We start from the raw sequence: 19143 nt of genomic DNA on the forward strand, positions 1-19143 counted from the left end.
GAATGAAGAACAAAAAAGGAAAAAGCTTCCTGGGGATGCTGCTCCTTCTGATTGCCATCGGCGTATTCGGCTATTTCGGCTATTCGACGATGAATCAGATCAAGCTGGGTCTTGACCTGGCTGGCGGTGTCAGCATTACCTATCAGGCGAAAGAAGAAAATCCGTCTTCCGAGGATATGGCGGATACGATCTACAAGCTCCAGCAGCGTGTACAGAATTACAGTACCGAGGCGGAGGTTTACCAGGAGGGTAATAACCGTATCAACGTAGATATTCCGGGTGTATCGGATGCCAACGCGATTCTGGAAGAGTTAGGAAAACCGGGTTCCCTGATTTTCGTGGACTCTGAAGGAAATCAGATCCTTGATGGTAAACAGGTTGCCAGCGCGAAAGCCGGCATGACCGAGGATAAGGCGACCGGTTCCAAGGCGTATGTCGTTTCTCTGACCTTTACCGAGGAAGGTAAACAGGCATTTGCTGAGGCGACCACGAATGGCGTCGGAAAACCAATTTATATCATTTATGATAACCAGATTATTTCTGCTCCGACCGTCCGTGAGGCGATCACAGGCGGACAGTGCCAGATCGACGGCATGGCGGATTATGAAGAGGCAAATAATCTTGCGTCCACGATCCGTATCGGTTCCCTGTCCCTGGAGCTGGAAGAGCTGCGTTCCAACGTAGTTGGCGCGAAGCTGGGCCAGGAGGCGATCTCCACCAGCTTAAAGGCAGGTCTGATCGGATTTGCCATTGTCATTGTATTTATGATTGCCGTATATCTGCTTCCGGGTCTGGCTGCATCTCTGGCTCTGTGCCTGTATGTCGGTCTGATCCTGATCCTGTTAGTTGCATTTGAGGTGACTCTGACGCTTCCGGGCGTGGCTGGTATCATCCTGTCGATTGGTATGGCGGTGGATGCGAACGTTATCATTTTCACCCGTATCAAAGAGGAGATCGGTCTGGGAACATCCGTCAAGAATGCGATCAAGGCAGGTTTCGCCAAGGCACTTTCCGCGATCATCGACGGAAACGTAACCACCCTGATTGCGGCAGCGGTTCTGTTCTGGAGAGGTTCCGGTACCGTCAAGGGCTTTGCGGCGACGCTGGCAATCGGTATCGTGCTTTCTATGTTCACGGCGCTGTTTGTAACCAAATTTGCCCTGAACTGCTTCTATGAGATGGGCTTTGAGGATGCGAAATTCTACGGATGCCGCAAGGATATGAAGACGCGTCCGTTCCTGAAATTCCGCAAGCTTTACTTTGCTCTGTCGCTCGTGATCATTCTGGCAGGCGTCGGTAGCATGGTTCACAATCAGTCTTCGATGGGTGTGCCGCTCAACTACAGCATGGAGTTCAGAGGCGGTACTTCTACAAACGTTACCTTTAACGAGGATATGTCTCTGGAAGATATTTCCTCCCAGGTGGTTCCGGTGGTAGAAAAGATTACCGGCGAAGCTGGCACACAGACCCAGAAGGTAGCCGGAAGCAACGAGGTTATCATCAAGACACGTACCCTGAACATGGACGAGCGCGAAGAGTTAAACCAGGCGCTGGCGGATCAGTTTGGTGTGGATAAAGAGAAGATCACAGCCGATAGTATCTCCGGTGCAGTCAGCCAGGAGATGAAGCGCGATGCGATTGTGGCGGTTACGATTGCGACGATCTGCATGTTGATCTACATCTGGTTCCGTTTCAGCAATATCACGTTCGCGGCGGGCGCGGTTCTTGCCCTGATGCACGATGTACTGGTTGTCCTGACCTGCTATGCGATGCTGCGCTGGTCGGTTGGTTCGACGTTCATCGCCTGCATGCTGACGATTGTCGGTTACTCAATCAACGCGACGATCGTTATCTTCGACCGTATCCGTGAGAATATGAAGCTTCTGGGCAATAAAGAGTCCGCTGAGACGATCGTCAACACCAGTATCAGCCAGACCCTGACGCGAAGCATCAACACGACGCTGACGACCTTCGTCATGGTCCTGATTCTTTACATCCTGGGTGTATCTTCCATCCGTGAGTTTGCTCTTCCGCTGATGGTAGGTCTGATCTGCGGTACGTATTCGTCCGTATGCCTGTCCGGCTCTGTCTGGTATGTGCTGAATAAAAAGCGCATGGAGAAGAATGCCAAACCGGTTGGTAAGAAGGCAAAGGCAGAGAAGTAAAAAGTATAGGAAAAAAGATGGAATACAAGATTTTATACAAAGATGGCCGCGCAAAACGCGCGGAAATGAAAACGGTCCACGGAACCATCCAGACGCCTGTTTTCATGAATGTCGGCACGGTGGCGGCGATCAAGGGCGCGGTTTCGACCGATGATCTCCGCACGATCGGCACGCAGGTGGAACTTTCCAATACCTACCACCTCCATGTCCGTACCGGCGACAAGCTGATCCGACAGTTTGGCGGTCTGCACAAATTTATGAACTGGGATCGCCCGATCCTCACGGATTCCGGCGGATTTCAGGTGTTTTCCCTGGCGGGACTGCGGAAGATTAAAGAAGAGGGCGTTTATTTTAACTCCCACATCGATGGTCACAAGATTTTCATGGGACCGGAGGAAAGTATGCAGATTCAGTCCAACTTAGGTTCGACGATCGCGATGGCATTTGATGAGTGCCCGCCGAGTCTTGCCGATCGGGACTATGTACAGAAATCAGTGGAGCGCACGACGCGCTGGCTGGCGCGCTGCAAGGATGAGATGGCACGCCTCAATGCACTGCCGGATACGGTCAACCGGGAACAGCTCCTGTTTGGTATCAATCAGGGTGCGATTTACGAGGATATCCGTATCGAACACGCGAAGGAAATCAGCAAAATGAACCTCGATGGCTATGCGGTCGGAGGTCTGGCAGTTGGCGAGAGCCATGAGGAAATGTATCGGATTCTGGATGCAGTCGTTCCGCACCTGCCGGAGGACAAGCCGACTTATCTTATGGGCGTTGGCACACCGGCAAACATCCTGGAAGCGGTAGACCGGGGCGTCGATTTCTTTGACTGTGTGTACCCGTCCCGGAATGGACGCCACAGCCATGTATACACGAACCATGGCAAATTAAATCTCCTGAACAGCAAATATGAGCTGGATCCGCGCCCAATCGAGGAAGGCTGCGGCTGCCCGGCATGCCGTTCTTACTCCCGCGCATATATCCGCCACCTGTTTAAGGCGAAGGAAATGCTGGGGATGAGATTATGCGTCTTGCATAATTTGTATTTTTATAATAAAATGATGGAAGAGATTCGCGACGCGATCGAACATCACTGTTATGCTGAGTATAAAGCAAAGAAACTTGCAGGCATGATGGGTGAATCGAACTAAAGGAGGAAATATACCACATGAGCAGCACAAGCGGAATGATCGTTTACCTTGTATTTATCATTGCCATCTTCTATTTTATGGCAATCCGTCCACAGTCCAAGGAAAAGAAAAAACAGGCAGAACTGATGGCAACCGTAGCAGTAGGCGACAGCGTTCTGACATCCAGCGGCTTCTACGGCGTGATTATCGATATGACCGATGATACTGTAATCGTAGAGTTCGGAAGCAACAAGAACTGCCGCATCCCGATGCGTAAGGATGCAATCGTTCAGGTTGAGAAACCGGAAGTCTAAGAAGAACGGTAAGAAAGTGAGAGGATCGCAGCTCCCGATGGGGGCGGCGGTCCTTTTTTTGTGTAACAGGAAATTCCTTGGAATTCCCTATTACACAAAAAGGCACTAACGTGCCAATGATGCGCACTCGCGCGAAGCAGAAACATGTCGCAAGCGACCGCGCTCGGCGCGAGAATGTGCCAAGGCACATTCTTTTTTATTTTACAGATAACCCCAGGTTATAGAATAAATTCCAAATTACTATATGGGGAATACCGGTTTTCCTTCGTCAGAAGATTGCAAAATAGGACGGAATCCGATATGATAAAAAGTAACCGTTTGAAACAAGGGAGGTATTTTATTATGAATTGCAATATTACTGTGATTCCGGGCGACGGAATCGGACCGGAGATTGTGAGAGAGGCATGCGGCGTGCTGGACAAGGTGGGCGCCGTCTACGGTCATACATTTAATTATACAAAAATCCTGATGGGCGGCTGTTCCATCGACGAGTACGGCGTACCGCTGACCGATGAGGCACTGGAGACCGCGAAAAAGAGTGATTCCGTCCTGCTCGGTGCAGTCGGCGGCAACGTGGGAAATTCCCGCTGGTACGATGTGGCTCCGAACCTGCGTCCGGAGGCCGGTCTTCTTGCCATCCGTAAAGGTCTGGGACTGTTCGCGAATATCCGCCCGGCATACCTCTACAAAGAGCTGGCAGATGCCTGCCCGCTAAAGAAAGAGATCATCGGCGACGGCTTCGATATGGTTATCATGCGTGAGCTGACCGGCGGTCTGTACTTCGGCGACCGTTACACGAAGGAGATTGATGGCGTGACGACCGCGGTAGATACCCTGACCTACAATGAAAATGAGATCCGCCGGATCGCAATCAAGGCATTCGATATCGCGATGAAGCGCCGCAAGAGCGTTATTAGCGTCGATAAGGCAAACGTACTGGATTCCTCCCGCCTGTGGAGAAAGGTAGTCGAGGAAGTTGCTAAAGATTATCCGGAAGTTACCCTGACCCATATGCTGGTTGATAACTGCGCGATGCAGCTTGTCATGAATCCGGGACAGTTCGACGTGATCCTGACTGAGAACATGTTTGGTGATATCCTTTCTGACGAGGCAAGCATGATTACCGGCTCCATCGGTATGCTGTCTTCGGCCAGCTTAAACGAGGGCAAATTTGGTCTCTACGAGCCGAGCCACGGTTCCGCACCGGACATCGCAGGCAAGGACATCGCAAACCCGATCGCAACTATTCTTTCTGCAGCGATGATGCTCCGCTATTCCTTCGATCTGGATAAGGAAGCAAAAGCCATCGAGGATGCCGTACAGCAGGTACTGACCGAGGGCTACCGTACCGTGGATATCATGGCGGATGGCTGCAAGCAGGTTGGAACGACAGAGATGGGTAAACTGATTTGCGAGAGAATTAAATAGAAGAATTATTGTATATGGCTGCGAAGCCACTGAACAGTTATGATTGCAAAAATTCCATAAATGCGATAGAATCAAAGATAAACGTAAAAACCGCCCCTGCCACCAGGGGCGGAGGTCGTCGAAAGAGATAGAAGGAGACGAAAAGATGAAAAGTGATGCAGTAAGAAAAGGAATGCAGCAGGCACCTCACCGTTCTTTGTTTAATGCACTCGGTATGACGGAAGAGGAGATGAACAAACCTCTCGTCGGTATCGTAAGTTCTTATAATGAGATTGTTCCGGGACACATGAACCTGGATAAGATTGTAAATGCCGTGAAGCTGGGCGTAGCCATGGCTGGCGGCACACCGGTTGTATTTCCGGCGATCGCAGTCTGTGATGGTATCGCCATGGGACATGTCGGCATGAAATATTCCCTGGTTACCCGTGATCTGATCGCAGATTCCACCGAATGTATGGCGCTGGCACATCAGTTCGATGCGCTGGTTATGGTTCCAAACTGTGATAAAAATGTACCGGGACTTCTGATGGCAGCAGCCCGCGTCAATGTACCGACTGTATTTGTCAGCGGCGGTCCGATGTTAGCCGGTCATGTAAAGGGACAGAAGAGAAGTCTTTCCAGCATGTTTGAGGCAGTTGGTTCCTACGCAGCAGGCACCATGACGGAAGAAGATGTGAAAGAATTCGAATGTAAGGTCTGCCCGACCTGCGGTTCCTGTTCCGGTATGTACACCGCCAACAGCATGAACTGCTTAACCGAGGTACTCGGCATGGGTCTTCAGGGCAACGGTACGATTCCGGCAGTTTACTCCGAGCGAATCAAACTGGCAAAACACGCTGGTATGAAGGTTATGGAGATGTATGAGAAAAACATCCGTCCGAGAGATATTATGACAGAAAAGGCATTTTTAAATGCACTGACCGTGGATATGGCACTCGGATGTTCTACCAACAGTATGCTGCATCTTCCGGCGATTGCACATGAGGCAGGCGTAGACCTGAACATGGAGCTGGTCAATGAGATGAGCAAGCGCACCCCGAACCTGTGCCATCTGGCGCCGGCAGGTCCGACCTATATGGAGGATCTGAACGAGGCAGGAGGCGTGTATGCGGTTATGAATGAGCTGTCCAAGAAGAACCTTCTGAATCTGGACTGCATGACCGTAACCGGCAAGACCGTTGGCGAGAATATCAAGGGCTGTGTCAACAAGAATCCGGAGGTTATCCGACCGATCGACAATCCGTACAGCCAGACTGGCGGTATTGCGATCTTGAAAGGAAACCTGGCACCGGATACAGGCGTTGTAAAACGTTCTGCCGTTGCACCGGAGATGCTGGTACATCAGGGACCAGCGCGTGTGTTTGACTGTGAGGAAGACGCGATTGCAGCGATCAAGGGCGGCAAGATCGTGGCTGGCGATGTTGTTGTCATCCGTTACGAGGGACCGAAGGGCGGTCCGGGCATGCGTGAGATGCTGAACCCGACTTCTGCCATCGCAGGTATGGGACTTGGTTCCAGCGTAGCTCTGATCACAGACGGACGTTTCTCCGGCGCATCCAGAGGTGCATCCATCGGACACGTTTCTCCGGAGGCGGCAGTCGGCGGACCGATCGCGCTGGTTGAGGAAGGCGATATTATTTCCATCGATATCAACAATAACTCCCTGAACGTACTCGTATCCGACGAGGAGCTGGCAGAGAGAAGAAAGAAATGGCAGCCGAGAGAACCGAAGGTTACGACCGGATACCTGGCACGTTACGCAGCGCTTGTAACAAGCGGAAACCGGGGCGCAATCCTGGAGGTTCCGAAGACACAGAAGTAATCATTGCGGGCTTCAGACAGGTGCTTTTGAGACGAAAAGTACTGCTTGATATGCATTTAAAATGGTTTAAGGAAGGAAAGCAGGTTAGACAGATGAAGACATTGACAGGAGCAGAGATTGTCATTGAATGCTTGAAAGAGCAGGGGGTAGACACGGTGTTCGGTTATCCGGGCGGCGCGATCCTCAACATTTATGATGCACTTTATAAACACAAGGATGAAATCACCCATATTTTGACCTCTCATGAACAGGGAGCGTCCCACGCGGCAGACGGCTACGCGAGAGCAACCGGTAAGGTCGGTGTGTGTATGGCGACATCCGGTCCGGGAGCTACGAACCTGGTTACGGGTATTGCAACAGCTAACCTGGATTCCATTCCGATGGTAGCCATCACCTGTAATGTAACGACAGGGCTTCTTGGAAAAGACAGCTTCCAGGAGATCGACATTCTGGGTGTTACCATGCCGATCACGAAATATAATTTTATCGTAAAGGATGTCACGAAGCTGGCAGATGTGATCCGTCGTGCGTTCGTGATTGCTAAGAGTGGCCGTCCGGGTCCGGTTCTGGTGGATATCACCAAGGATGTGACGGCAGCGGCCTGCGAGTACGAGCCGAAGGAACCGCAGCCGATCGAGCGCGAGACAGAGCTGATCCGTGAGGAAGACATGGAAAAGGCGATCGAGATGATCAAGGCGGCGAGAAAACCGTTTATTTTTGTCGGCGGCGGTGCAGTGGCGTCAGATGCTGCCAATGAATTAAGTGCATTTGCACATAAAATTCAGGCACCGGTGGGTGACAGCCTGATGGGTAAAGGTGCATTTGACGGAACCGATGTCCTTTATACCGGTATGATCGGTATGCACGGAACCAAGACATCCAACCTCGGTGTGGCAGAGTGCGATCTGCTGATCGTTGTAGGCGCGCGTTTCAGTGACCGTGTTGTGGGCGATCCGAACCATTTTGCAACCAATGCAAAGATTTTACACATAGATATCGATCCGGCGGAGATCAACAAAAATATCCAGACCGATGCGAGCATTATTGGCGATGTCAAGATTATTCTGCGTAAGTTAAACGCGCGTCTGGATCCGATGAACCATGACGAGTGGCTGAGTCACATTGAGCGTCTGAAAGATATGTACCCGCTCCGCTACAATAAGGAAGTTCTGACCGGTCCGTATATCATGGAAGAGATCTACAAGGTAACCGGCGGCGATGCGATCATCTGTACCGATGTCGGACAGCATCAGATGTGGGCGGCACAGTATTATAAATACAAACGTCCGAGACAGCTTCTGACCTCCGGCGGTCTGGGCACCATGGGCTACGGTCTGGGTGCAGCGATTGGTGCGAAGATGGGCTGTAAGGATAAGACGGTTATCAATATTGCCGGAGACGGCTGTTTCCGTATGAACATGAACGAGATTGCGACGGCAACTCGCTACAATATTCCGGTTATCGAGGTTGTATTTAACAACCATGTTCTGGGTATGGTGCGCCAGTGGCAGACCCTGTTCTATGGAAAACGCTATTCCCAGACGGAGCTTTACGATCAGATGGATTTCGTCAAGGTGGCAGAGGGCATGGGCGCGAAAGCATACCGTATCACGAAGAAAGAGGATGTGGAGCCGGTGCTGCGCGAGGCGATCAGCTTAAATATCCCGGTTATGATCGAGTGCCAGATCGGCAGCGATGACAAGGTATTCCCGATGGTTCCGGCTGGAAAACCGATCGAGGAAGCGTTTGATGAGATTGACTTACGCATCGAATAGTTGTAAAATGGGGGCAATTATCACATTTTTGTGTAAGACAGGAGGAGATTTATTATGAGCAGAGTCTATAACTTTTCGGCAGGTCCGGCAGTACTTCCGGAGGAGGTACTGAGAGAGGCAGCGGCAGAGATGCTGGACTACCAGGGCAGCGGCATGTCCGTCATGGAGATGAGCCACCGCTCCAAGGATTTCCAGGCCATCATTGATGATGCAGAGAAGGATCTGCGCGAATTGATGCAGATTCCGGACAATTACAAAGTATTATTCGTACAGGGCGGCGGCAATATGCAGTTCGCCATGGTTCCGATGAACCTGTTCAAAAATAAGGTGGGGGATTACATCATCACCGGACAGTGGGCAAAGAAAGCATATCAGGAGGCAAAGATGTTTGGTACCGCCAACGCGATTGCATCCAGCGCTGACAAGACCTTTTCCTACATCCCGGATTGTTCGGACCTTCCAGTGGATGAGGACGCAGATTACGTGTATATCTGCTTAAATAACACTATTTACGGAACCGTATACCACGAGCTTCCGAACACCAAGGGCAAGACACTGGTAGCAGACATCTCCTCCTGTTTCCTGTCAGAGCCGCTGGATGTGAGTAAGTTTGGTATTCTCTGGGGCGGTGTCCAGAAGAACGTAGGTCCGGCTGGTATGGCGATCGTCATCATCCGCGAGGATCTGATCACTGAGGATGTTCTTCCGGGAACACCAACCATGCTGCGCTACAAAACATACGCAGACAATGACTCTCTGTACAACACACCGCCTACATACACCATCTATATGTGCGGCAAGGTATTTAAATGGCTCAAGAAAATGGGTGGTTTAAGTGCCATGAAGGAGCGCAACGAGAAGAAGGCGAAGATCCTTTACGATTTCCTCGATGAGAGCAAGCTCTTCAAGGGTACCGTTGAGAAAAAGGACCGTTCCCTGATGAACGTACCGTTCGTCACCGGCGATGCAGATCTGGATGCCCTGTTTGTCAAGGAAGCCAAAGAGGCAGGCTTTGTGAACTTAAAAGGTCACCGTACCGTCGGCGGTATGCGTGCTAGCATCTATAATGCAATGCCGATCGAGGGCGTTGAGAAATTAGTTGCTTTCATGCGCGAATTTGAGAAAAAACATACAAATTAATCAATTTTAAAATTTATGCCATTGCTGCGGCGAAAGGGAGGGGGAATCCGTTCCTTTCTGCTGCAGCAGTGGACTTTTTAAAACAAAAACAGCCCGCGTATGGGAAGATTTGAAATTTTGAAAGAAAAGAGAGTTAAAAAATGAGAAAAATCCATTGCCTGAATCCGATTTCCAAGCTGGGAACCGGTTTACTGACCGAAAATTATGAGATGACTGACAACCTGGCGGAGGCAGAGGGCATTCTGGTCCGCAGCGCTGCCATGCATGATCTGGAACTTCCGAAGGGACTGCGTGCCGTTGCACGTGCCGGAGCGGGCGTCAACAACATTCCGCTTGACAAGTGTGCGGAGGCTGGTGTTGTCGTATTCAATACACCGGGCGCCAATGCAAACGGTGTCAAAGAGCTGGTGCTGGCTGGCATGTTGCTGGGAGCCAGAGACGTAGTCGGCGGCATCGACTGGTGCAAGGAGCAGAAGGACAATGAAAATATCTCCAAAGATATGGAGAAGGCGAAAAAGAAATTTGCCGGTCATGAGATCCGCGGCAAAAAGCTTGGTGTTATCGGACTGGGCGCCATCGGCGCAGAGGTTGCAAACGCAGCTGCAGCGCTTGGCATGGAAGTATACGGCTATGACCCGTTTATTTCTGTCAAAGCAGCGTGGATGCTTTCCAGAGACGTAAAGCACATCACATCTGTTGATACGATCTATCAGGAATGCGATTACATCACCGTTCATGTACCGCTGCTTGACAGCACCCGCCAGATGATCAACAAAGACAGCCTGGGACAGATGAAGGACGGCGTGGTTATCTTAAACTTTGCGCGTGACCTTCTGGTAAATGACGACGATATGGCAGAGGCGTTGGCTTCCGGTCGTGTAAAACGCTATATCACCGATTTCCCGAATGCAAAAGTAATGCAGATGCCGAACGTCATCGCAACCCCACATCTGGGCGCATCCACAGAAGAATCCGAGGATAATTGTGCCGTGATGGCAGTCAAAGAGCTGATGGATTACCTGGACAATGGTAATATCAAGAATTCCGTCAACTTCCCGAATTGCGATATGGGCGTGTGCACAACCGTAGGTCGTCTTGCACTTCTTCATAAGAACGTGCCGAACATGATCGGACAGATTTCCTCGATCCTGGCATCGACTGACATGAACATCGCAAACATGACGAACAAGAGCCGTGATAAATACGCTTATACGCTGGTTGATCTGGAGACCAAGGCAGACGCGGCGACGATTGAGAAGCTGAAAGCTATTCAGGGTATGATGCGCGTGCGCGTGATCAAATAATAAGTTTTATTGAAAACAGCCGGAGAAAGTGCGGTTTTGGGTGCACCTTTTCCGGCTGTATTTTTATGGATTGCAGAATGTTTTTATTGAAGAATCTCTGCATGGCTTTTTAACGTGATAATTATATGTATATATTGGTGAGAAACTGTCAGTGGCGGGTTATATTAAGCGACAGGATTGACTTGGTAAGAAAACTTTGTCATGGGGTGGAAAATTGATCGATACTAGGATCTTTCATTTCATAAACACGCGTCCATTCTTTGGTGCCTTCTTTCTTGACGGTCTCGGAGCGGTTTATCGCCAGAAAACGGATCAGTTCATAGCAGTCAATCCAGATTTCGTTGTTTCCTTCTTTCTGGGATTCGTCAAAAATGAGCTGCAATCCGAAATGCAGGTGCGGTTCAGCGATGTTGTTGGTGTTTTCAGTGCTGCTGTAGCCGGTGTGCCCGAGATAACCAATCACGTCCCCGGCGGTGACAAGGCTGCCCTCTTTTAGGTTTGACTGGTAGGGGTAGTCTTTGCGTAAATGTGCATAATAGTAGTATCGTTTCCCGTCAAAGCTGCGGATGCCGATGCGCCAGCCGCCGTACTGGTTCCAGCCGAGCGCCTCGACGCGCCCGGATTCCACAGCAATCACAGGCGTTCCCGTCTGCCCCATCATATCATGCCCGAGATGCCGTCTCCGGTAACCGTAGCTGCGGGAGACACCGAAATCGTCATAGTGGCTGTAGGGAAAGTTTTTCGCCAGTGGGAGAAACGCTTTCAGACCATATTTGGTAACCCAGACTTTTTCCTCACCGGAGGGAGTCAGGGGGACAGCGTCGGGATCGGAGAGAGTGGGGACTGGGGTTTCGAGAGAAGTTTGTGTGTTGGATGAGGCTGAAGTTTCTGGTGAAGCTTGACTGGCTGAGTCGATTGTGTCTGTACCAGTTGTGGTTGCTGTTGTTGGTGGTGGTGTCGTTGCGTAGGAAGTATTGGCAGCCGGATCCCCTTCCTGTATCTGCGCGTCCGCCAGTGCAAAAGCCGGTGCTTCCGATTTCGGAATCTCAATTTCATACAGTCCGACCATTCCATCCAGAACCGCGCCGTAAGCCTCACGATAATAGGCAAAAGAGGTCATATTTTTCGTCAATTCTTCCACTGTAACGCCATTTTGGAGCTGTTCGGCAGCTTCCGTCATATCGGACGCCTGATAATGCGAAAAATCGCCCCCGTAGCGCGCCCCCAGGTAGGCGAGCAGATCGACCCAGTTCAGGTGGAGATCCTGCTGGCAGGTATCAACATCATAGCGGAACGCCTGTGTCATGGCGTCGGCGGTCACATCGAAATCCACCCAGCGGATAAAATGTTCCGACGCATTCCCGACCGTGACCTGACGGCTGTTCGGACGCTGGAAGGACCAGCTGACAAAGAGCGCCGCAATGGCGCAGATTTCCAGTGCAATGATAACAGAACTTCGTTTCAAGACAGATCCCTCCTGTGCGATAGTATTTAAATGCGAAGCCACGGCAAATTCCGTTAGTGGGCACGTATGCGTGAACAATAACATTTTTGCAATCTGATAAGATTGTATGAGAGGATGGGAGGAAGTATGAGTCATCTTTGGAAAAATATGAGAAAAAGCGTTTGAGACGAGGAAAAAGGATGGGCTGATTCAGGCAAACAGATTATACAAACAGATTATATCAGAGAGAAAAGTGATAGAAAAAATAGAAGAAAATAATAGATGACCTGCAGAGAAATAAAAAAGAGAGTAAATCATATATACAAGGAGGTACATGAAATGGAAAAGAAGGAAGAAAAGAAAAAGCCGTCCGGCTCATTCTCAGAAGTCTGGGAGAAGCGCGGACAGGAGACGGATGCAGCCAATGATTTCCGGAAGAAAATCGAGATGGAGATCACCGAGGCACGCCCGGGCTATGCAGTTGGAGAGATTGTATTGAAACCGTGGCATATGAATATCTTAGGTATCGTGCACGGCGGCGTCCTGTATTCATTGGCGGATACCGTGGGCGGCACCGCAGCGATGACCGGGCGCGACTACGCAGTCCCGACCGTGGATGGCACGATCCATTATCTGAAAGCTGGAAAAAACACATCCAAAATCATCGCCCGGGCGCAGGAAATACAGAATGGTTATGCATTTTCGGTGTGCGAATGCAAGATTTATGATGATAAGGAGACGCTGCTGGCGTCGGCGACGATGACGTATTATCATTTGAGGAAGAGGTAGAGCTGCAAGATACAATCACAGCTCTATCACACTCCCATCCTCCGGTACCAGCAAATCCCCATGATAATAGGCTTCCCCTTCAGCGCGGTACAAAGCAGCGCGTTCCGGATAAGTCTTATCTTCAGTGTGCCACAGAATCAAATGCCGCGCACCGAGGCGTTCGGCGAGTTCGCAGGCATCTTTGACGGTGCTGTGGTGTTTTTCATAAGGGGAGAAGATTTCCCGGTCGCGGTAGAGGCAGAAGGCTTCGTGGAAAAGCCAGTCGGCGCCTTTGGCAAATTCTTCGCAGAGCGGGTTCAGCGGTTCGTCGCCCGGGCAGCAGACGATCTTGCCGTCCGGCAGCACAGCGCGGAAGCCGAACTGGCGCGCCTTGGTCGAATGAATGTCAAAGAAGGTGACCTCCATATCGAGAATCTGCCGGGTTTCTCGGTCAGAAATCGGGATGAGCTGGATCGGATCGCCGATCAGGTCGCAGAATTTCTTCTGGAGTGTCAGGCGGCAGAAGGTCTGAATCGTGTCGATCAGGCCGTCGTGGCAGTAAATATGAAAAATTCCCTCATAATTTCCCTTTTTGATGGCAGTGCCAATCATCCGGATCATCCAGATCACGCCGAGAATGTGGTCGGTGTGTTCGTGTGTCACGAAGAGATGATGGATGCGGTTTAATGGAACCTGCATTTCTTCCAGAATCCGCAGGATGCCATTGCCGCCGCCGGCGTCTGTCATGAAATATTCCTCGCCGGAGCGGATGGCGAAGCAGGTATTATAATAACGTGTCATCGTGGCGTTGCCGGTGCCAAACACGTAGAGAGTGTGTGGTTCTGTCATGAATGTTCCTCCTGTATTTATGTATGGAAAAAAATGTTTCTGTTCACGGGTAGGCACTTTAGGAACTGAAAGTGCCGAAAATATATTTTGACCCTGATCTGAATCTATGCTACTATAAATCTATCAAAAAGGCAAATGCAATGTAGATAATGTGCTGTTTACCCAAAGCGAGCGCGACGATAACGAGTCACGACAATATCCGGGCAGACAGCGCAGTTTGGGAGCTGATAACATGAGGGATTTAGCATATTTGAAGCTGCTTTCGCGGGAGTATCCGAATATCCGGGCGGCGGCGAGTGATATTATTAATTTACAGGCAATCTGTGGACTTCCGAAGGGCACGGAATATTTTTTCAGTGACCTGCACGGTGAGCATGAGGCGTTTATTTATCTGCTCCGCAGTTCGTCGGGTATTATCCGGGAGAAGATCCGCGAGACATTTGGACATATTATTTCGGAGGAGGACGAGGTACGGCTGGCGAACCTTATCTATTATCCGGAAAAAATGATCAATCAGATCAAACAGGCGAACGAATACACGGAGGACTGGCAGAAGACGGCGGTCTACCGTCTGGTGCAGATCTGCCGGGAGGTTTCGTCGAAATACACCCGTTCCAAGGTAAGAAAAAAGATGCCGAGGGAATTTTCGGGTGTGATCGATGAGCTTTTATATGTCGATAATACCGATGACAATAAGACGGAGTATTACAGCGAACTTATCAATACCCTGATTGACGTCCGGGTGGCGGACAGCTTTATTGTCGTGATCTGCAGCCTGATCCGGAGTCTGACGATCGATAATCTTCATATCCTGGGCGATATATTTGACCGTGGTCCGAGACCGGATATCATTCTGGAGGAACTGATGCATTTCCATGATGTGGATATCCAGTGGGGAAATCATGATATTTCGTGGATGGGCGCGGCGACGGGCAACCGGGCGTGTATCTGCAATGTTTTGCGTATGGCGCTCGGTTACAATGGATTTGATGTATTGGAGGACGGCTACGGAATTAACCTGCGCCCGCTGTCGATGTTTGCGGAGCGCGTGTACCGGGACGATCCGTGTACCTGTTTTCTGCCGCAGATTCTTGACAAAAATATTTACGACGCAGTGGATCCGAAGCTGGCGGCGAAGATGCACAAGGCGATCGCGGTGTTACAGTATAAGGAAGAGGGACAGATCATCAAGCGCCATCCGGAGTACGGGATGGAAGAGCGGATACTTCTGTCAGCGATTCGTTATGACCGCGGCACGGTCACGATCGATGGAAAAGAGTATCCGATGCGCGACATGAATTTCCCGACGGTGGATCCGGCGGATCCGCTGCGGCTGACGGACGAAGAGGAAGAGCTGCTTCACACGCTGGAGCTGTCGTTCCGCCACAATACGCGGCTGCATGAGCATGTCCGTTTCCTGTATTCCAACGGAAGCATGTATAAATGCTGCAATTCCAACCTGCTCTATCACGGCTGTATCCCGATGACGGAGAATCGGGAATTTGACGGTCTGATGGTGGGTGGCAAGATGTACCGCGGCAAGGAATTGATGGATTTTATTGACACACAGGTTAAAAATGCCTATTTTCTTCCAGAGGACGCGCCGGAGAAGGAGGCGTGCCGCGATTTTATGTGGTATCTGTGGAATGGTGCGAAATCGCCGGTATTTGGAAAGGACAAAAACCGCAGCTTTGAGCATTATTTCATCGAGGATCCGGAAGTGATGAGAGAGACGATGAACCCGTATTACCAGCTCAGTGAGGAAGAAGAAACCTGCGATATGATTTTGAAGGAATTTGGGCTTCCGACGAAAGGATCGCATATCATCAACGGGCATATGCCGGTGAAGATTAAGAGTGGAGAGACACCGATCCGGGCTGGCGGCAAGCTCTTCATCATTGACGGCGGGCTGTCGAAAGCCTACCAGGAGCGGACGGGAATCGCCGGATATACGTTGATTTTCAATTCGCACCATCTCGCGCTTGCGGAACACAAGCCATTTGACCCGGAGCGCGAGCGGACGCCGAAGGTATATATTGTGGAGAAAATGCAGAAGCGCATCACAGTGGCGGATACCGATGAGGGCAAGGAGCTGGCGGGCCGCATCGAGGATCTGAAAGAGCTCTTGAAAGCGTACCGGAGCGGACTTTTGAAAGAGCGCATACGCTGAGGCAGTTGAAAGGGACGGGAACTGGAAGCTTGTTTCTTTCGGCTGGGTGAAACGGGAGAAACGGGACGGTTTGAGGAATAAGGAGACAAGATGAGAAAGACAGAGTTTTTACAGGAGCTTCGGGAGGCGCTGGACGGCGAGGTTTCGGCTTCAGTCATCCAGAGCAACATAAGCTATTACGATCAGTATATCAGCCAGGAGGCGGCGAAAGGGCGCCGGGAGGAAGAAGTGATCGAGGAGATCGGCAGCCCACGCCTGATTGCGAAAACCATTATCGACAGCAGCGAGGGCGCCGGGGAGACCGGCCAGGGCGGTTCGTACACTTCGGGAGACGCTGCCGGGAGCGGGCGCACAGCGTCCTCCTACAACGGCGGTTTTTCGGAGCGGGACGACAGCGGTCTGCCGCCGAACTTCCATTACATCGATTTGAACAAATGGTACTGGAAGGTGATTCTCAGCGTGGTGGTTATTGCGATCTTATTTGTGCTGTTTGCACTGGTCGGAGGTATTTTTACCATCCTGATTCATCTGGCGGGGCCGATTCTTCTGATTTGGCTGATCTATACAGTTATTAAGAGTATTTGGAAATAGAAAAGAACCCCTGCCGCCGGCTGTGAGGGATGACCGGAGCGGGGGTTCTTTTCTTGTTTTTTCGCAAACATATGGAGGTTTATTGAGTTGAAAAATGTTGTATTATGGAACATTTCAGAGGGAGTTTCCATAATACAAAAAAAGCACTTGTCATGCCGTCTTTGGCAAACAAATGCTTTTTAGCTGGGCTACAAGGATTCGAACCTTGAAAATGACGGAGTCAGAGTCCGTTGCCTTACCATTTGGCGATAGCCCAATGAATTGAACGATTTGTATTATACTGTAAGGAAACAGATTCGTCAACTACTTTTTTCGCTTTTTTGATAATTTTTTTTGTTTGGGCGGCTGCTGTGGCAGAAACCGCGCCATGCGTCCGGCAAATTCTGCAATATTCTGGGTCTGTAAGTAGACAACGTGGTTCGAATCGGATATAATGAGTTTCATGACAGAATGTTAAGGCAGTATAGGACGAAACGGCAGATGGCGGATGCGCGGAGATGGTGCGGAGAGCCGGAAGCCGGAAAGGAAAAGAGAGCGATATGTATACATTTGACAGCCGGGTCCGGTACAGTGAGACGGATGAAGAGGGAAATCTTTCTGTGGTGGGAATCATGAATTATCTTCAGGATTGTTCGACGTTCCAGTCGGAGGATCTGAAACTCGGGATTTCCTATCTGAATGAGGAAAAACGGGCGTGGTGGCTGAGCGGATGGCAGATAGAGATTCTCAGACAGCCGCATTTGGGCGAGCGGATCCGTATTTCGACCTGGCCGTATGGGTTTAAGGGAATCTATGGCTACCGGAATTTCACGATCGAGGATGAGATGGGAAACCCGCTGGTGCGGGCGGATTCGACCTGGTTTTACTACGATCTGGAAAAAGGATGCCCGGTGCGGGTGCCGGAAAGCCAGTTGGAGGGCTACCAGATTGAAGATAAACCGCTTGCAATGCCGCCAGCGCCGAAGAAAATCCGCCTGCCTGAGACGTATGAGACGGCGGCGCCGGTCACGGTGGAACGCCATCATCTCGATACGAACCGGCACGTGAACAATGCACAGTATGTGGCGATTGCGCGTGAATTGCTGCCTGTGGACTTTGCACTCGGAGAACTGCGAGTGGAGTACCGGAAGGCGGCAGTGCTTGGGAATGTGATGTACCCGAAACTGGCGCAGGTGCCGGAAGGATACGTGGTATCGCTGCAGGATGCGGAAGGTCAGGTGTATGCGAATTTGTGGCTGGCAAGGACTGGTTTGTAAAGAGTTTGTATGTAGCAGTGAAGAAACTGAATCATTGCAGCCGAAGAAAGATTCGGCGTGGATTGTCTGCCAGTGAATGAAAAATGCAACCGTTAAATAAAAAAAGAGATCGGCAGAAAAGAGAGGACGAATGACATGATTGAACTGGGAAGAGTACAGGAACTGATGGTAGTGCGGGAGAAAAACTTCGGCGTGTATCTGGGACAGAAGAAAGATGATGCGGCGGCGGTCCTGCTTCCGAAGAAACAGGTGCCGGAGGGCACAAAAGTGGGCGATAAGCTCAAGGTATTTATTTATAAAGATTCCGAGGATCGCCTGATTGCGACGACCTCGATGCCGAAGCTGGAACTGGGCGGGACGGCGGTTTTGAAGGTCAAGGATGTATCGAAGATCGGCGCCTTTCTCGATATGGGGCTGGAAAAAGATCTGCTGCTCCCGTTTAAAGAGCAGGTATATCCGGTTCGCGCCGGGGAAGAGTGCCTGGTAGCGCTGTATATCGATAAGAGCGGTCGTCTGGCGGCGACGATGAAGGTATATTCGTATCTTTGCAGTGATGCGCCGTACAAGAAGGACGAGTGGACCGAGGGACGCGTCTATGAGATCAATGAAAATCTGGGCGTGTTCGTGGCAGTGGCAGACCGCTATTTCGGTCTGATTCCGAACCGTGAGCTGTATGGAAAATGCCGTCTGGGCGAGGTTTTAAAGGTACGCGTGACGAAGGTGCGCGAGGATGGAAAAATGGATTTGAGCCTGCGCGAGGTGGCGTACCGTCAGATGAATGCGGATGCCGAGGCGGTGCTGGCACGTCTGAAAGAAAAAAACGGCGTTCTGCCGTTTAATGACCGCGCGGAGCCGGAGATTATCCGCCGCGAATTTAATCTAAGCAAAAACGCGTTCAAGCGTGCGGTTGGACACCTTTTAAAAGAAGGAAAAGTAGAGGTAAACGAAGATTCTATCCGTTTAAAATAAAAGACAAAGGAGAGA

At 50.6% G+C, this 19143-nt stretch carries 15 protein-coding genes and 1 tRNA gene; 13 read left to right on the forward strand and 3 right to left on the reverse strand.

Translation table 11 applies throughout. The features are described 5' to 3' along the window. The first annotated feature begins 2 nt into the window (after nt 1-2). From secD to C7U56_RS12450, 8 genes are all read left to right on the forward strand, one after another. Nucleotides 3-2165 carry a protein translocase subunit SecD gene (gene secD / locus C7U56_RS12415; RefSeq protein ID WP_107001468.1) on the forward strand — a complete coding sequence of 721 codons (2163 nt, stop codon included), beginning with the start codon at nt 3-5 and terminating at the stop codon, nt 2163-2165. Between the two features lie 17 nt (nt 2166-2182). Further along, entirely contained in the window at nt 2183-3319 is a 1137-nt protein-coding gene (gene tgt / locus C7U56_RS12420) for a tRNA guanosine(34) transglycosylase Tgt (protein ID WP_022359869.1), read from the forward strand. Nucleotides 3320-3336: 17 nt separating this feature from the next. Continuing rightward, nucleotides 3337-3612 (forward strand): preprotein translocase subunit YajC, encoded by a 276-nt coding sequence (gene yajC, locus C7U56_RS12425; RefSeq protein ID WP_022359870.1) that lies wholly within the window; start codon nt 3337-3339, stop codon nt 3610-3612. Nucleotides 3613-3954: 342 nt separating this feature from the next. Beyond that, nucleotides 3955-5040, forward strand: coding sequence for a 3-isopropylmalate dehydrogenase (leuB, locus tag C7U56_RS12430; protein ID WP_107001469.1), 1086 nt, complete (start codon nt 3955-3957; stop codon nt 5038-5040). A gap of 145 nt (nt 5041-5185) precedes the next feature. After that, nucleotides 5186-6862, forward strand: coding sequence for a dihydroxy-acid dehydratase (gene ilvD / locus C7U56_RS12435; protein WP_107001470.1), 1677 nt, complete (start codon nt 5186-5188; stop codon nt 6860-6862). Nucleotides 6863-6954: 92 nt separating this feature from the next. Beyond that, a complete protein-coding gene (ilvB, locus tag C7U56_RS12440; RefSeq protein ID WP_107001471.1) occupies nt 6955-8637 on the forward strand; it encodes a biosynthetic-type acetolactate synthase large subunit in 1683 nt (560 codons plus the stop codon). Nucleotides 8638-8691: 54 nt separating this feature from the next. Next, a complete protein-coding gene (gene serC / locus C7U56_RS12445) occupies nt 8692-9777 on the forward strand; it encodes a 3-phosphoserine/phosphohydroxythreonine transaminase (RefSeq protein WP_107001472.1) in 1086 nt (361 codons plus the stop codon). A 140-nt stretch (nt 9778-9917) separates the two neighbouring features. Continuing rightward, entirely contained in the window at nt 9918-11081 is a 1164-nt protein-coding gene (locus C7U56_RS12450; protein WP_022359875.1) for a phosphoglycerate dehydrogenase, read from the forward strand. A gap of 199 nt (nt 11082-11280) precedes the next feature. On the opposite strand, the gene C7U56_RS16055 is transcribed toward C7U56_RS12450, so the two are convergent. Then, nucleotides 11281-12546 (reverse strand): M23 family metallopeptidase, encoded by a 1266-nt coding sequence (locus tag C7U56_RS16055; protein WP_338108868.1) that lies wholly within the window; start codon nt 12544-12546, stop codon nt 11281-11283. A gap of 318 nt (nt 12547-12864) precedes the next feature. Between C7U56_RS16055 and C7U56_RS12465 the strand changes: the two genes are divergently transcribed. Beyond that, entirely contained in the window at nt 12865-13314 is a 450-nt protein-coding gene (locus C7U56_RS12465) for a PaaI family thioesterase (protein ID WP_181357243.1), read from the forward strand. A gap of 15 nt (nt 13315-13329) precedes the next feature. Here the strand turns inward: C7U56_RS12465 and C7U56_RS12470 are convergent, their stop codons facing one another. Beyond that, a complete protein-coding gene (locus C7U56_RS12470) occupies nt 13330-14142 on the reverse strand; it encodes an MBL fold metallo-hydrolase (protein ID WP_107001474.1) in 813 nt (270 codons plus the stop codon). Nucleotides 14143-14374: 232 nt separating this feature from the next. On the opposite strand from C7U56_RS12470, the gene C7U56_RS12475 reads away from it, so the two are divergent. Both C7U56_RS12475 and C7U56_RS12480 read left to right on the forward strand, forming a co-directional pair. Continuing rightward, entirely contained in the window at nt 14375-16312 is a 1938-nt protein-coding gene (locus tag C7U56_RS12475) for a fructose-1,6-bisphosphatase (RefSeq protein WP_107001475.1), read from the forward strand. A gap of 90 nt (nt 16313-16402) precedes the next feature. After that, nucleotides 16403-16903: an HAAS signaling domain-containing protein gene (locus C7U56_RS12480; RefSeq protein WP_107001476.1), complete on the forward strand. Its 501-nt coding sequence runs from the start codon at nt 16403-16405 to the stop codon at nt 16901-16903. Nucleotides 16904-17086: 183 nt separating this feature from the next. On the opposite strand, the gene C7U56_RS12485 is transcribed toward C7U56_RS12480, so the two are convergent. Further along, a tRNA-Gln gene (locus C7U56_RS12485) sits at nt 17087-17159 on the reverse strand. A 241-nt stretch (nt 17160-17400) separates the two neighbouring features. On the opposite strand from C7U56_RS12485, the gene C7U56_RS12490 reads away from it, so the two are divergent. Beyond that, nucleotides 17401-18159 carry an acyl-[acyl-carrier-protein] thioesterase gene (locus C7U56_RS12490; RefSeq protein WP_353956889.1) on the forward strand — a complete coding sequence of 253 codons (759 nt, stop codon included), beginning with the start codon at nt 17401-17403 and terminating at the stop codon, nt 18157-18159. A gap of 135 nt (nt 18160-18294) precedes the next feature. Then, the gene (locus C7U56_RS12495; RefSeq protein ID WP_107001477.1) at nt 18295-19128 is read left to right on the forward strand and encodes a CvfB family protein; all 834 of its coding nucleotides are present in this window, start codon (nt 18295-18297) and stop codon (nt 19126-19128) included. Nucleotides 19129-19143 lie beyond the last annotated feature (15 nt).

This window comes from Clostridium fessum (assembly GCF_003024715.1).
GTDB lineage: Bacteria > Bacillota > Clostridia > Lachnospirales > Lachnospiraceae > Otoolea > Otoolea fessa.

Bases quoted from the DNA above. Each gene is read 5' to 3' on its own strand.
- secD (WP_107001468.1), top strand. From the start codon at position 3: ATGAAGAACAAAAAAGGAAAAAGCTTCCTGGGGATGCTGCTCCTTCTG.
- tgt (WP_022359869.1), top strand. From the start codon at position 2,183: ATGGAATACAAGATTTTATACAAAGATGGCCGCGCAAAACGCGCGGAA.
- yajC (WP_022359870.1), top strand. From the start codon at position 3,337: ATGAGCAGCACAAGCGGAATGATCGTTTACCTTGTATTTATCATTGCC.
- leuB (WP_107001469.1), top strand. From the start codon at position 3,955: ATGAATTGCAATATTACTGTGATTCCGGGCGACGGAATCGGACCGGAG.
- ilvD (WP_107001470.1), top strand. From the start codon at position 5,186: ATGAAAAGTGATGCAGTAAGAAAAGGAATGCAGCAGGCACCTCACCGT.
- ilvB (WP_107001471.1), top strand. From the start codon at position 6,955: ATGAAGACATTGACAGGAGCAGAGATTGTCATTGAATGCTTGAAAGAG.
- serC (WP_107001472.1), top strand. From the start codon at position 8,692: ATGAGCAGAGTCTATAACTTTTCGGCAGGTCCGGCAGTACTTCCGGAG.
- C7U56_RS12450 (WP_022359875.1), top strand. From the start codon at position 9,918: ATGAGAAAAATCCATTGCCTGAATCCGATTTCCAAGCTGGGAACCGGT.
- C7U56_RS12465 (WP_181357243.1), top strand. From the start codon at position 12,865: ATGGAAAAGAAGGAAGAAAAGAAAAAGCCGTCCGGCTCATTCTCAGAA.
- C7U56_RS12470 (WP_107001474.1), bottom strand. From the start codon at position 14,142: ATGACAGAACCACACACTCTCTACGTGTTTGGCACCGGCAACGCCACG.
- C7U56_RS12475 (WP_107001475.1), top strand. From the start codon at position 14,375: ATGAGGGATTTAGCATATTTGAAGCTGCTTTCGCGGGAGTATCCGAAT.
- C7U56_RS12480 (WP_107001476.1), top strand. From the start codon at position 16,403: ATGAGAAAGACAGAGTTTTTACAGGAGCTTCGGGAGGCGCTGGACGGC.
- C7U56_RS12490 (WP_353956889.1), top strand. From the start codon at position 17,401: ATGGTGCGGAGAGCCGGAAGCCGGAAAGGAAAAGAGAGCGATATGTAT.
- C7U56_RS12495 (WP_107001477.1), top strand. From the start codon at position 18,295: ATGATTGAACTGGGAAGAGTACAGGAACTGATGGTAGTGCGGGAGAAA.